General features: G+C 69.3%; 15 protein-coding genes. 10 read left to right on the top strand and 5 right to left on the bottom strand.

The window, feature by feature from the left end:
* Window positions 1-23 precede the first annotated feature (23 nt).
* Together rpmG and rpsN are read left to right on the top strand one after the other, a co-directional pair.
* Window positions 24-191: a 50S ribosomal protein L33 gene (gene rpmG, locus ACFV9C_RS43415; RefSeq protein ID WP_380203734.1), complete on the top strand. Its 168-nt coding sequence runs from the start codon at window positions 24-26 to the stop codon at window positions 189-191.
* Window positions 191-496 carry a 30S ribosomal protein S14 gene (gene rpsN, locus ACFV9C_RS43420; RefSeq protein WP_380203736.1) on the top strand — a complete coding sequence of 102 codons (306 nt, stop codon included), beginning with the start codon at window positions 191-193 and terminating at the stop codon, window positions 494-496. The genes rpmG and rpsN overlap by 1 nt, the downstream gene beginning before the upstream one ends.
* 88 nt (window positions 497-584) lie before the next feature.
* Here rpsN and ACFV9C_RS43425 read toward each other — a convergent pair whose 3' ends face one another.
* The 3 genes from ACFV9C_RS43425 to ACFV9C_RS43435 are packed head-to-tail and all read right to left on the bottom strand — an operon-like array spanning window position 585 to window position 2,438.
* Window positions 585-1,343: an IclR family transcriptional regulator gene (locus ACFV9C_RS43425; RefSeq protein WP_380203738.1), complete on the bottom strand. Its 759-nt coding sequence runs from the start codon at window positions 1,341-1,343 to the stop codon at window positions 585-587.
* Window positions 1,344-1,359: 16 nt separating this feature from the next.
* The gene (locus ACFV9C_RS43430) at window positions 1,360-1,551 is read right to left on the bottom strand and encodes a hypothetical protein (protein ID WP_380203740.1); all 192 of its coding nucleotides are present in this window, start codon (window positions 1,549-1,551) and stop codon (window positions 1,360-1,362) included.
* Window positions 1,548-2,438 (bottom strand): GNAT family N-acetyltransferase, encoded by an 891-nt coding sequence (locus tag ACFV9C_RS43435; protein WP_380203742.1) that lies wholly within the window; start codon window positions 2,436-2,438, stop codon window positions 1,548-1,550. Before ACFV9C_RS43435 ends, ACFV9C_RS43430 begins: the two co-directional genes overlap by 4 nt.
* A gap of 106 nt (window positions 2,439-2,544) precedes the next feature.
* On the opposite strand from ACFV9C_RS43435, the gene hutH reads away from it, so the two are divergent.
* The 8 genes from hutH to ACFV9C_RS43475 all read left to right on the top strand — a co-directional run bounded on the left by hutH (window position 2,545) and on the right by ACFV9C_RS43475 (window position 11,696).
* Window positions 2,545-4,086, top strand: coding sequence for a histidine ammonia-lyase (hutH, locus tag ACFV9C_RS43440; protein ID WP_380203744.1), 1,542 nt, complete (start codon window positions 2,545-2,547; stop codon window positions 4,084-4,086).
* Between the two features lie 15 nt (window positions 4,087-4,101).
* The gene (gene hutU / locus ACFV9C_RS43445) at window positions 4,102-5,757 is read left to right on the top strand and encodes a urocanate hydratase (RefSeq protein ID WP_380203746.1); all 1,656 of its coding nucleotides are present in this window, start codon (window positions 4,102-4,104) and stop codon (window positions 5,755-5,757) included.
* Between the two features lie 136 nt (window positions 5,758-5,893).
* Entirely contained in the window at window positions 5,894-6,895 is a 1,002-nt protein-coding gene (locus tag ACFV9C_RS43450) for an ABC transporter ATP-binding protein (RefSeq protein WP_380203748.1), read from the top strand.
* On the top strand, window positions 6,892-7,545 hold the full coding sequence (locus ACFV9C_RS43455) for an ABC transporter permease (RefSeq protein WP_380203751.1): 654 nt from the start codon (window positions 6,892-6,894) through the stop codon (window positions 7,543-7,545). The genes ACFV9C_RS43450 and ACFV9C_RS43455 overlap by 4 nt, the downstream gene beginning before the upstream one ends.
* A gap of 11 nt (window positions 7,546-7,556) precedes the next feature.
* On the top strand, window positions 7,557-8,252 hold the full coding sequence (locus ACFV9C_RS43460) for an ABC transporter permease (RefSeq protein WP_380203753.1): 696 nt from the start codon (window positions 7,557-7,559) through the stop codon (window positions 8,250-8,252).
* 18 nt (window positions 8,253-8,270) lie between these two features.
* Window positions 8,271-9,203, top strand: a complete 933-nt coding sequence (locus tag ACFV9C_RS43465) for an ABC transporter substrate-binding protein (protein WP_380203755.1) — start codon at window positions 8,271-8,273, stop codon at window positions 9,201-9,203.
* Window positions 9,196-10,389, top strand: a complete 1,194-nt coding sequence (locus ACFV9C_RS43470; RefSeq protein ID WP_380203757.1) for an allantoate amidohydrolase — start codon at window positions 9,196-9,198, stop codon at window positions 10,387-10,389. Before ACFV9C_RS43465 ends, ACFV9C_RS43470 begins: the two co-directional genes overlap by 8 nt.
* Entirely contained in the window at window positions 10,386-11,696 is a 1,311-nt protein-coding gene (locus ACFV9C_RS43475) for a formimidoylglutamate deiminase (RefSeq protein WP_380203759.1), read from the top strand. Before ACFV9C_RS43470 ends, ACFV9C_RS43475 begins: the two co-directional genes overlap by 4 nt.
* On the opposite strand, the gene ACFV9C_RS43480 is transcribed toward ACFV9C_RS43475, so the two are convergent.
* Together ACFV9C_RS43480 and ACFV9C_RS43485 are read right to left on the bottom strand one after the other, a co-directional pair.
* Window positions 11,633-12,244, bottom strand: a complete 612-nt coding sequence (locus tag ACFV9C_RS43480; protein WP_380203761.1) for a hypothetical protein — start codon at window positions 12,242-12,244, stop codon at window positions 11,633-11,635. The genes ACFV9C_RS43475 and ACFV9C_RS43480 overlap by 64 nt on opposite strands.
* Before the next feature lie 12 nt (window positions 12,245-12,256).
* Window positions 12,257-12,886 carry a matrixin family metalloprotease gene (locus tag ACFV9C_RS43485; protein ID WP_380203763.1) on the bottom strand — a complete coding sequence of 210 codons (630 nt, stop codon included), beginning with the start codon at window positions 12,884-12,886 and terminating at the stop codon, window positions 12,257-12,259.
* Between the last annotated feature and the right edge of the window lie 30 nt (window positions 12,887-12,916).

The raw sequence follows: 12,916 nt of genomic DNA on the forward strand, positions 1-12,916 counted from the left end.
CAGTGCAATGTACCCTGTGCGGTATGGCAAAGCGCAACGACCTCCGGCCCATCGTCAAGCTCCGCAGTACGGCGGGCACCGGGTACACCTATGTAACGCGGAAGAACCGCCGGAACAATCCCGACCGGTTGGTGATCCGCAAGTACGACCCCGCCGTTCGCACCCACGTCGACTTCCGCGAAGAGCGGTAATGGCGACCGCGGCGAAGATCGCCAGGAACAACCACCGCCGCCGCGTCGCGTCCCACCACGCCGCCCGGCGTGCGTCCCTCAAGGCGATCATCGCCGTCCCCACGACGTCTGACGCGGCCCGCGCCGAGGCCGTCACCCGCCTCCAACAACTCCCTCGAGACGCCAGCCCCACCCGCATCCGCAACCGAGACACCCTCGACGGCCGCCCCCGCGGCTACGTCGGCAAGGCCGGCTTGTCCCGCATCCACTTCCGCGAACTGGCCCACCGCGGCGAACTCCCCGGAGTCACAAAGTCCTCCTGGTAGACGCGGCTCCCTCACCGCCCGCCGACTCCCACGATTCAACGAACGGCGGGGTGTTCCTGCGCGGGTTGCACCTCGCCTGTTGGTTGGGCTAGCCGTGGAGGCGGCGGGTTAGGGCTTTGGCGGCCTGGCGGATCTTGTGGGCCAGGTGGGGGCGGTCGGTGGGTGGGACTGTGTCGGTGCGGAAGGTTACCGAGATGGCGGCTACCGGGTGGCCGGCGTGGTCGACGGCGGCGCTGGCTACTGAGGCCATGCCGGGGGTGATGAAGGAGTCCTCCACGGCGAAGCCTTGGCGCTTTTCGTCGGCGAGGATCCGGCGGAGTTGGCTCAGTGACTGCGGTCCGAGATCGGTTCGGCGTACGAACGACTCCGTCGACGGGAACAGCGCCCGGACCTGAGCCGGCGGAAGCTCGGCGAGCAGCGCCCGCCCGGACGCGGTGAGCGTGGCGGGGAGGCGTACGCCGACGTCGGTCACCAGCGTTACCGGCCGCGGCGGCTGCTCCTTCAGCAGGTACACCAGCTCTCGACCATGCAGTACGCCGAGATGCGCGGTCTGCCCCACCTCGTGCACCAGCTGCACCAGCAACGGCCGCGCCAACCGTTCCAGCGGGTCATGTCGCAGGTACGCGGACCCGATCTCGAACGCCGCCACCCCCAACCCGTACCGCTTCTCCTCGGGCAGATGGACGACGTACCCCTCGTCGATCATTGCCCGCAGCAAGTGGTACGTCGAGGAGCGCGGCAGCCCGACCGCGGAGGCGATGCGCTCCATCGGTACCGGCCCGGGCTGGGTGGCCAGGAACGTCAGCACCCGCAGCGTGCGGGTCGAGGCGGGAACGTTGCCGCTCACAACGGCAGCGTAACCCTCAAACGCCGGACGAATCCTGCTTCTTGGCGCGGCTGCGGGACAGCCAGAAGCGGAAGCTCTCCCCGGCGACCGCGATCGCGAACAGGCCGACCGCCACGCCCCAGTCGATGAAGTCCGGCCCGGAGACCGCCATCCCGACCCCGAACGACAGCACCAGGAACACCATCAGCGAGACGACGAACCGCTTCACAGCGGCTTCTCCGCGGTCCACGCGCCCGACGTCTCCCGGTACCCGAGCCACCGGTTGACCGCCAGCATCGGCTCGTTCGCGGCGTCGTTCCCGGTGGAGGCGACCGTGAACCCGGCGTCCCGCGACCGCGCCAGCGCCGCGGACTTCGCGACCTTCGCGAGGCCGCGCCCGCGCGCCGATGGGATGGTCCCGGTCAGGTTCGACCAGATCACCCGGCGGTCCGGGTCGGCGGTCGTGGTCACGAACGACAGCACCCGGTCCCCGTCGAGTACGGCGACACTCAGGTCGTACCGGTTGTCCGGGTTCCCCCACGTCGTACGGACCCATTCCTCGTACGCCGGCCCGCCGGACAGCCCGCTCGGGTCGTCGTCGCGCACCTGGACCTCGGCGTCGTACAGCTGCCGCGGCTCGAGCTCGTCGTACGTCGCCAGCCGCAGCCCGTCCGGCACCGGGAGCGGCTCCCGTACGGCGGTCAGGTCGGCCGCGGAATGCGTCATCCGCCGCCCCACCGTGAACCCGTGCCGCTCCGCGAACCCGGTCGAGTCCTCGGCCACCGCGGTCAGCAACCGCCCGGCGCCGAGCTCCCGCGCTCGCGTGGTGATCGCCTCCAGCAGGGCGGTCCCGATCCCACGACCGCGGTACGCCGACGGCACCTGCAGCGTGATCCGTACCCGCGGCGCCGCGGCGTCCGCGGGCGGCCGGTACAGGTTCGCGTACCCGACCACGTCGGGCCCGTCGACGGCGATCAGCACCTCTTGCGAGTGACCGTGCCGCAGCTGCAGCTCGACGGCCCGCGCCGTCTTCACCAGGTGCGGCATCGTGGCGGCCCAGACCCGGGCGATTCCTACCGCGTCTTCCGGCTTCGCCGTCCGGATCTCGAACACCATGTCAAAACCTTACGGCTACTGAGGGTCGCCACCCTTGTCTCGGATTCGAGACGGAAAGTCCGCGCCGCTGCTGTCCGGCACCGACGGAGCGCGGTGCAATGTTCGGGTGGAACACACGGTGATTGTCGGCGTCGGCCCGCTGACCCCGGCCCAGGTGGTCGCGGTCGCGCGGTACGGCGCGCAGGTACGGATCGACGACCAGGCCCTCGAGGAGATCGCGAAGTCACGCGCCGCGATCGAGGCGCTGGCCCACGCGGACACTCCGCACTACGGCGTCTCGACCGGGTTCGGCGCGCTCGCCACGCGGCACATCGCGCCGGAACTGCGGGCGCAGCTGCAGCGCAGCCTGATCCGGTCGCACGCGGCCGGCTCCGGCCCGGAGGTGGAGACCGAGGTCGTCCGCGCGCTCGCGCTGCTCCGGCTCTCCACCCTCGCCACCGGCCGCACCGGGGTGAAGGTCGAGACGGCCCAGGCGTACGCCGGTCTGCTGAACGCGCACCTCACGCCGGTCGTGCACGAGTACGGCAGCCTCGGCTGCTCCGGGGACCTCGCGCCGCTGTCGCACGTCGCGCTGGCGATCCTCGGCGAGGGCAAGGTCCGCGATGCCGACGGCAACCTTCTCGACGCCGGCGAAGCGCTGCGCGAGCACAACCTGACCCCGGTCGTGCTCGCGGAGAAGGAAGGCCTCGCGCTGATCAACGGGACCGACGGCATGCTCGGCATGCTGGTCCTCGCGCTCGCCGACCTCGACCGGCTGTTCAAGACCGCCGACCTGGCCGCCGCGATGAGCGTCGAGGCCCAGCTCGCCACCGACCGCGTGTTCGCCGCGGACCTGCAGGCCCTGCGCCCCCAGCCCGGTCAAGCAAAGGCCGCGGCCAACCTGCGCGCGATCCTCAAGGACAGCGCGATCGTCGCCAGCCACCGCGGCCCCGACTGCAACCGCGTCCAGGACGCGTACTCGCTGCGCTGCTCGCCCCAGGTCCACGGCGCCGCCCGCGACACCGCGGCCCATGCGCTGAACGTGGCGACCAACGAACTCGCCGCCGCGATCGACAACCCGGTCGTGCTCCCGGACGGGAGGGTCGAGTCGAACGGCAACTTCCACGGCGCGCCGATCGGGTACGTCCTCGACTTCCTCGCGATCGCCGTCGCGGACCTCGCCAGCATCAGCGAACGCCGTACCGACCGTTTCCTGGACGTCTCCCGCAACCACGGGCTGAACGCGTTCCTCGCGGACGACCCGGGCGTCGACAGCGGCCACATGATCGCGCAGTACACCCAGGCCGCGATCGTGTCCGAGCTGAAGCGGCTCGCCGTACCGGCCAGCGTCGACTCGATCCCGAGCAGCGCGATGCAGGAGGACCACGTCTCGATGGGCTGGTCCGCCGCCCGCAAGCTGCGCAAGGCTGTCGACGGTCTGCAGCGCGTCCTCGCGATCGAGATCCTCACCGCCGCGCGGGCGCTCGACCTGCGCGCCCCGCTCACCCCGGCCCCGGCGACGGCGGCCGCCCGGGCGGTCCTGCGGGAGTACGTCGACGGCCCGGCCACCGACCGGTACCTCGCCCCCGAACTCGAGCACTCCGTCCAACTCGTTGCCAACGGCACCTACGTCGAAGCGACCGAGGCCGTCACCGGCCCGCTGAACTGAAAGGCTGGATCACCCATGTCCGGACCACGTCCTGTCCGCGCACCCCGCGGTACCACCCTGACCGCCCGCGGCTGGCAGCAGGAAGCCGCGCTGCGGATGCTGCAGAACAACCTCGACCCGGAGGTCGCCGAGCACCCCGACGAGCTGGTCGTGTACGGCGGTTCCGGCAAAGCGGCACGGGACTGGAACTCGTTCGACGCGATGGTCCGCACGCTGACCACGCTGAAGGACGACGAGACGATGCTCGTCCAGTCCGGCCGCCCGGTCGGCGTGATGCAGACACACGAGTGGGCGCCGCGGGTGCTGATCGCGAACTCGAACCTGGTCGGCGACTGGGCCACCTGGGAGGAGTTCCGCAAGCTGGAGGCGATGGGGCTCACGATGTACGGCCAGATGACGGCCGGGTCGTGGATCTACATCGGCACCCAGGGCATCCTGCAGGGCACGTACGAGACGTTCGGCGCGGTCGCGGAGAAGAAGTTCGGCGGCACCCTCGCCGGCACGATCACGCTGACCGCGGGTCTCGGCGGCATGGGCGGCGCGCAGCCGCTGGCCGTGACGATGAACGACGGTGTGGCGATCTGCGTCGACGTCGACGAGTCCCGGATCCAGCGCCGCATCGAGCACCGGTACCTCGACGTACGGGCGTCGTCCGTGGACGAGGCGCTGCAGCTGGCCGAGGAGGCGAAGAAGGCGCGCAAGCCGTTGTCGATCGGGGTGCTGGGCAACGCCGCGACGATCGTTCCCGACCTGCTGCGTCGCGGCGCTCCCATTGACGTGGTGACCGACCAGACGTCGGCGCACGACCCGTTGATGTACCTGCCCGTCGGGGTCGAGTTCGAGGACTGGGCGACTGCGCGGGAGAAGGACCCGGCCGGGTTCACCGAGCGCGCGCAGGAGTCGATGGCCAAGCACGTGCAGGCGATGGTCGAGTTCCAGGACGCGGGCGCCGAGGTGTTCGACTACGGCAACTCGATCCGGGACGAGGCGCGCAAGGCCGGGTACTCCCGGGCGTTCGAGTTCCCCGGCTTCGTACCGGCGTACATCCGGCCGCTGTTCTGTGAGGGGAAGGGCCCGTTCCGGTGGGCGGCGCTGTCCGGCAACCCGGCCGACATCGCCAAGACCGACCAGGCGATCCTCGATTTGTTCCCGGACAACGAGCACCTCGCGCGCTGGATCAAGCTGGCCGGTGAGCGGGTCGCGTTCCAGGGGCTGCCGGCACGGATCTGCTGGCTCGGCCAGGGCGAGCGGGACAAGGCCGGCGTCCGGTTCAATGACATGGTCGCCTCCGGTGAGCTCGAGGCCCCGATCGTGATCGGCCGCGACCACCTGGACACCGGCAGCGTCGCGTCGCCGTACCGGGAGACCGAAGGCATGCTCGACGGCTCGGACGCGATCGCGGACTGGCCGTTGCTGAACGCGATGGTGAACGTGGCCAGCGGCGCGTCCTGGGTGTCGATCCACCACGGCGGCGGCGTCGGCATCGGCCGGTCCATCCATGCCGGCCAGGTGTCGGTTGCCGACGGCACCGACCTGGCCCGGCAGAAGCTCCAGCGGGTACTCACCAACGACCCGGCGATGGGTGTGATCCGTCACGTCGACGCCGGCTACGACACGGCGGTCGAGGTCGCGGACGAGCGCGGGGTGCGCGTCCCGATGCGGGAAAGCTGACTGTCTGCGACCAAGATAATCTGTAGCGCTACGGTACAGATTCCCGCAGTGCGAGAAACCGTGCGACCGCGTGGTTTCGGTCTTTCGTTCCGCTAGGGTCTTTCGGGCGACCGGACGACGAGCGCGAAGGGGCGCCATGATCGAGTTCGAGGACGTCACCAAGCAGTATCCGGACGGCACCGTCGCCGTCGACACACTGTCCCTGCGGATCCCGAGCAACCAGATCACCGTGTTCGTCGGCCCGTCCGGCTGCGGCAAGACCACCTCGCTGCGGATGATCAACCGGACGATCGAGCGCACCTCCGGGACGATCTCGATCGACGGTACCGACATCAACTCGCAGGACGCCGTGACGCTGCGGCGCGGGATCGGGTACGTGATCCAGAACGCCGGGCTGTTCCCGCACCGGACCGTGGTGGACAACATCGCGACGGTGCCGAGGCTGCTCGGCTGGGACAAGCGCAAGGCCCGCGACACGGCGATGGAGCTGCTGGAACGCGTCGGCCTGGACCTGAAGATGGCCGAGCGGTACCCGGCCCAGCTGTCCGGTGGCCAGCAGCAACGAGTCGGCGTCGCGCGGGCGCTGGCGGCGGACCCGGCGATCATGCTGATGGACGAGCCGTTCAGCGCCGTCGACCCGATCGTCCGGCACCAGCTGCAGGAGGAACTGCTCCGGCTGCAGCGCGACATCGGCAAGACGATCGTCTTCGTCACGCACGACATCGACGAGGCGATCAAGCTCGGCGACAACGTCGCCGTACTGCAGGTCGGCGGCAAACTCGCCCAGTTCGCCCCGCCGGCCGAACTGCTCGCGAACCCCGCCGACGACTTCGTCCGCGGCTTCGTCGGCCAGGACCGCGGTTACCGCGCCCTCACGTTCCTGCCGGCGGACCAGCTGGAACTGGGCCCGTTGCCGGAGAATCTCGCGCTCGGATCGGGCGGCGAGCCGCTGGGCTGGCGTGACGGGACGATGGAGCTACTGCCGGTCGGTGCCACTTTCCGCCGGGACGACTCGCTCCGGCTGGCCCTCGACGCGGTTCTCACCTCGCCGAAGGGACTCGGCGTGTGCGTCGACGACGCCGGCAAAGCAGTCGGCGTGGTCGACCAGACCGCGGTTGCCGGGGTGCTGGCGTCGTGACCTGGATCGGCCAGAACCTCGACATCATCTGGGCAGCCCTGCGCGAACACGTCTACCTGGCCGTGGTGCCGGTCCTGCTCGGCTTGATCATCTCGTTGCCGCTCGGGTACGTCGCGACGCGGTACTCCTGGCTGGCGAACCCGCTGGTCGCGCTGGGCGGGGTGCTGTACTCGCTGCCGTCGATCGCGCTGTTCATCGTGCTGCCGGTGATTCTCGGTACGAAGGTGCTGTCCCCGATCAACATCATCACCGCGCTGACGATCTACACGGTGTCCCTGCTGATCCGGAACGTCATCGACGGCCTGCGGTCGGTGCCACCGGAGGTACGCCAGTCCGCCATCGCAGTGGGGTACGGAACCTTTCGCCGGGTGCTCACGGTGGACCTGCCGATCGCCGTACCGGTCATCTTCGCCGGCCTGCGGGTGGTCACGGTGGCCAACATCTCGATGGTGAGCGTCGGTGCGATCATTGGTATCGGCGGTCTGGGTGACCTGTTCACCGATGGCTTCCAGCTGAACTTCCTGACTCCGATCGTGGTGGGGATCGTGCTGTCGCTGGCCCTCGCGCTGCTGGCCGACCTGATCATCGTCGGTCTGCAGTGGCTGCTCACCCCCTGGGACCGGGCAGCCACCGTACGGAAGGCCGGCTGATGCTCCAGGGAATGTTCGAGTTTCTGACCGATCCCGCCAACTGGCGGGGAGCCGAAGGCATCGGCACCCGGCTCGGAGAACACGTCTGGTACACCTTCCTTGCGCTCGCTCTGGCCCTCTTGGTGGCGTTCCCGGTGGGAGTACTCATCGGACACACCCGGCGCGGCGCGTTCCTGGCCATCAACCTGGGAAACGCGGCGCGAGCTCTGCCGACCCTCGGGCTGTTGACCATGGTGGTCCTGCTGATGGGCAAGATCGGCTTGCTTCCGGTGCTGATCGCGCTCGTCGTGCTCGGGATCCCGCCGATCCTGACCGCGACGTACGCCGGGATCGCCGGCGTCGATCCGGTCACCGTCGACGCCGCCCGCGGCATGGGGATGACCGAAGGCGAGATCCTCCGCCAGGTCGAGCTGCCGATCGCGCTGCCGCTGATCATCTCGGGCATCCGCAGCGCGACCCTGCAGATCGTCTCGACGGCGACGATCGCCGCGCTGGTCGCGCTCGGGGGGCTAGGCCGGTATGTCGTCGACGGGCTCTCCCTGCGAGACTTCCCGCAGATGCTCAGCGGTGCGGTCCTGGTCGCGTTGCTCGCGATCGTCCTGGATCTTCTGTTCGCCCTGCTCACCAGGCTGACGGTCTCCGTCGGTCTGACCGGGCGGGTCGTCAAGACCACAACTCACACCACGCCGGCACCCGCCGGCACCTGACGGACCCTGGAGGATCCCGTGCTTCAACGTGCAGCCATCCGCACCGCGATCGCCGGTTTGGCGATGGCACTACTCGCCGCGTGCGGCGGCGGTGGTGGCAACCCGCTCGACAGCGGAGCGTCCGGGGACGGTAAGGCCCCGGCGAAGGTCACCAGCATCACGGTCGGCTCGGCCAAGTTCGCCGAAAGCGAACTGCTGGCCGAAATGTACGCGCAGGCGCTGCAGGCCAAGGGTCTGACGGTGAAGAAGCAGCTGAACATCGGTCAGCGCGAGGCGTACATCGCGGCGATCAAGGACGGCTCGGTCGACGTGCTGCCGGAGTACACCGGCGCTGCGCTCGACTACTTCAAGAAGGGCGCCGAGACCGGGGACGCCGACGCGACGTACGCGTCGCTGAAGCAGGCTCTGCCGTCCGGCCTCGAGTTGCTGGACAAGTCGCCGGCGGCTGACGAGGACACCGTCGTCGTCACCAAGGCAACCGCCGACAAGTACCACCTGAAGTCGATCGCGGACCTGAAGCCGGTGGCGAAGGACCTGGTGGCCGGTGGCGGTGCCGAGTTCAAGATCCGGCGCTCCGGGCTGGCCGGGATGAAGGATGTCTACGGCGTCGAGTTCAAGGAGTTCAAGACACTGGACTCGGGTGGGCCGCTCAGCCTGCAGGCGCTGAAGAGCAACCAGATCCAGGTGACGAACTTCTTCACCACCCAGTCGGTGATCAAGGAGAACAACCTGGTTGAGCTGCAGGACCCGAAGCTGATTCTCCCGCCGAACAACGTCGTCCCGCTGATCCGCACGGACCACAAGGACAGCACCGTCGCCGACGCACTCAACGCGATCTCCGCCAAGCTCACCACCGAAGAGCTGACGGATCTGGTCAAGCGTGTCGAGGTCGGCAAGGAACGTTCCGAGGACGTCGCCAAAGAGTGGCTGACGAAGAACAGCCTTGTCTGACTCATTCGAATCCCTGTGGGCGGACCAGTCCGCCATCGGCCGTGACCCGGAAACAGGCGGGTACACCCGTGGCGGCTGGTCCCCGACCGAACGCGAAGCAACCCACTGGTTCCTCGACCAGTGCGCCACCCGCAACCTGTCGGTCGAGTCCGACCCCATCGGCAACCTCATCGCCTGGTGGGGTGCGTCGGACGGTCCCGGCGTGGTCACCGGGAGTCACTTGGACTCGGTGATTGATGGTGGGGCGTTTGATGGGCCGCTGGGGGTGGTTTCGGCGCTGGCGGCGGTGGATCGGTTGCGGGCGGAGGGGTTCGAGCCGGGGGTGCCGATCGGGATCGGGGCCTTCGTGGAGGAAGAAGGGTCGCGGTTCGGGATGCCCTGTTTGGGGTCCCGGGTCGCGGCTGGGGTGCTGTCTGCGGAGAAGGCTCTGCAGTTGAAGGACCGTGCAGGTGTCGGGCTCGCGGAGGCGCTGGAGAAGGCCGGGCTCGACCCGGCCGGCCTGGGGCCGTCGCCGCTCCTGAAGCGGATGGGGACGTTCGTAGAGCTGCACGTAGAACAAGGCCGCGGACTGACCGCACCAGTGGGTGTGGCGAGCTCGATCTGGCCCCACGGGCGGTACCGGTTCACGTTCGGTGGTGAGGCCAACCACGCCGGTACGACGCTCATGGAGGACCGGCACGACCCGATGCTGACGTACGCGATGACCGCCCTCGCCGCGAACAAGCAGGCCCGCCTCGCCGGCGCCCGCGCCACCTTCGGCCGGGTGTCCGTCGAGCCGAACGGCACCAACGCCGTACCGTCGGTGGTCACCGCCTGGCTCGACGCCCGCGCCGCCGACACCGCCACGCTGGAATCGTTGCTCGCGGCAATCACCAGACAAGCGACCGAACGCGCCGAGCGCGACGGCACCACCCTCGAGGTCATTCCCGAATCCGTCTCGCCGATCGTCGACTTCCCGGCCGGCCTGCGCGACCGCCTGGCCGCCGTACTCGACAACGCCCCGGTGCTGCCGACCGGCGCCGGCCACGACGCGGGCGTGTTCTCCGACGCCGGCATCCCGACCGCGATGCTGTTCGTCCGCAACCCGACCGGTGTCTCGCATTCACCCGCGGAGTACGCCGAGATGGACGACTGCCTCGCCGGCGTGGACGCCCTGGCCGCAGTACTGAAGGACCTCGCGAAGTGACTTTCTGGTGCGAAACCGCGCTCCTCCCGAGTGGTCTCGCCTCGCGCGTCCTGCTCACCGCCGTCGACGGCCGGTTCACTGCTGTCGAACCGGACACCGACCCCGGCGCCGCGACGGTCCTGCGCGGGCTGGTGATCCCCGGCCTCGCGAACTGCCACAGCCACGCGTTCCACCGCGCGCTCCGCGGCCGCACGCAGACCGAGCGCGGCACGTTCTGGACCTGGCGCGAGCAGATGTACGCCGTCGCCGCCGCGCTCACGCCGGACACGTACTACGACCTCGCGAAGGCCGTGTACGGCGAGATGCTGCTCGCCGGGATCACCGCGGTCGGCGAGTTCCACTATCTGCACCACGCGCCCGGCGGCCGCCGGTACGACGACCCGAACGCGATGGGCGCCGCCCTGATCGCGGCCGCGCGCGACGTCGGGATCCGGATCGCGCTGCTCGACACCTGTTACGTTGCCGGCGGCATCGACCGGCCGCTGAACGAAGTACAGCAGCGTTTCAGCGACGGCGACGCGACCGCCTGGGCCTCCCGGGTCGCCGGGTTGAGCGGCGGCGACGACGTGGTGATCGGCGCGGCGGCGCATTCGATCCGGGGCGTGCCGCAGGACCAGCTCGGCGCGGTCGCCTCGGCGTTCCCCGACGTACCGCTGCACATCCACCTGTCCGAACAGGTCGCCGAGAACGAGGCAAGCCTCGCGGCGTACGGGCGTACGCCGACCCAGGTGCTCGACGAGGCGGGCTTCCTCAGCGGCCGGACGAGCGCCGTACATGCGACGCACCTGACGTCGGTCGACGTCGGCCTGCTCGGGAGCTCCGCGACGTACTCCTGCTTCTGCCCGACCACCGAACGGGACCTGGCCGACGGCATCGGGCCGTCCGTACAGCTCCGGGACGCGGGCTCGCCGCTGACCCTCGGCTCGGACAGCCACGCGATCATCGACCTCTTCGAGGAGATGCGCGCCGTCGAACTCGACGAACGCCTCGCCACCCAGGAACGCGGCCACTGGTCCGCCCCCGAACTCCTGAAAGCCGCCACCACCGACGGCCACCGCTCCCTCGGCTTCCCCGACGCCGGCACAATCGCACCCGGCTCTCGCGCCGACCTGGTCGCAGTGGATGTGCAGAGCGTTCGGACCGCCGGCACCGGCGGCGGTGGCGAGACGGTCGTCTTCGCCGCAGCCGCCGCCGATGTCACGGACGTCGTCAGTTCCGGCCGGCATGTAGTGGCCGGACGGCGTCACTTGGCGATCGACGTGCCCCGAGCGTTCGCCAGCGCCCTCGAGAAGGTCTTGGCCGACTGAGACTGGGCAGGGTCGCTGATGTTGAACACGGTCCCGCGCTGATCGTCGAAGCCCAGCAGATAGTTCGGTGTCACTGCCTGGACGCCGTCGCCGGCATCGACCGACCGCGCCGTCATCAGCAGCAGGTGGCGGCCCTCGCGGTACTCCGCCAAGTCCGGTGAGAGCCTGCTTACGGTTCGTTCGTTCGCGATCGTTCCGCCGAGGGCGCGTACGGTGACCGTCTGGCCGGCGGCAAGACCACCCCGAACACTCCTCTCGACCTTCATCAGAACCGGTGTGTAGATGTAGGCCGGTCCGTTGCCATTGGCCACGACTTTGCGTGGCGCTTCGGTCCGTACGACCCGAGCCTCGAAGATCAGCTCGTTGCCTGGGAACGCCGTTGCCGCGGTCAGGCTGGGGTCGAGCTCGTAGCCGTCGATCACGGTGGTGGCCGGCTCAGCCTGGGCAGTCTGTGGCGCGACGCCTCCGGCCGGGCGCCCGACGGTCAAGGCGGTTACGGCGGCCGCGGTCGCGGCGATGCCGGCGGCGAGGATGAGAATCTTCTTCATGGTCGGCTCCTCTCAGTAGATCGCCGCGATGCCGGCACGGTCGTCGGAGTTCGGCACGCGCTTACGTGTCCAGTTGACGTACATCACGGACGCACGCTCCGCGGCGGTGACCGGCCCGCAGTTCGAGTACGGGTGTGCCAGCCCTGAGGCGTGGCCCATCTCGTGAACGGCGATCGTCCAGACGTCGACCCGGCGCTGTGCCTGGTTCATCGTGCCGGCGGTGTTCCAGCTGAAGCGGCTGTTCAGCAGCACCTCAGCGGTACGGTGCGTGCCCGACGATCCGCTGACACCAAGCGTGATCCCCGGCACGTCGGGCAGGCCGGAGTTGGCGAAGTTGTTGAGGTACAGCAGGTACTCAGGGTTCGCGACGCCGCTGCGGAACTGCGGACCGTAGTACCTGAGCGCGGAACCGGGAATGCCGCTCCATTGCCGCATCGCGCTGGTGATCGACGAGTTGAAAGACGCCGGGATGCTCGAGCGGACATGCATGGTGTAAATGGTGTAGGTCCACCGCGTGATGCCCAGCCGGCAATATTCCGCTCCGGATTCGGCGGCGACCGCCTGCGGGCTCGCCGTCACCAGCGAGGCAGCGATGCTCGCCACCGCCACTACTGCGGCCAGCACTGTTCTTGCCCTGTACATGTGATTCCCCCTTGTCATCACTGAGGTGAT

Source organism: Kribbella sp. NPDC059898 (assembly GCF_042730855.1).
Lineage (GTDB): Bacteria > Actinomycetota > Actinomycetes > Propionibacteriales > Kribbellaceae > Kribbella.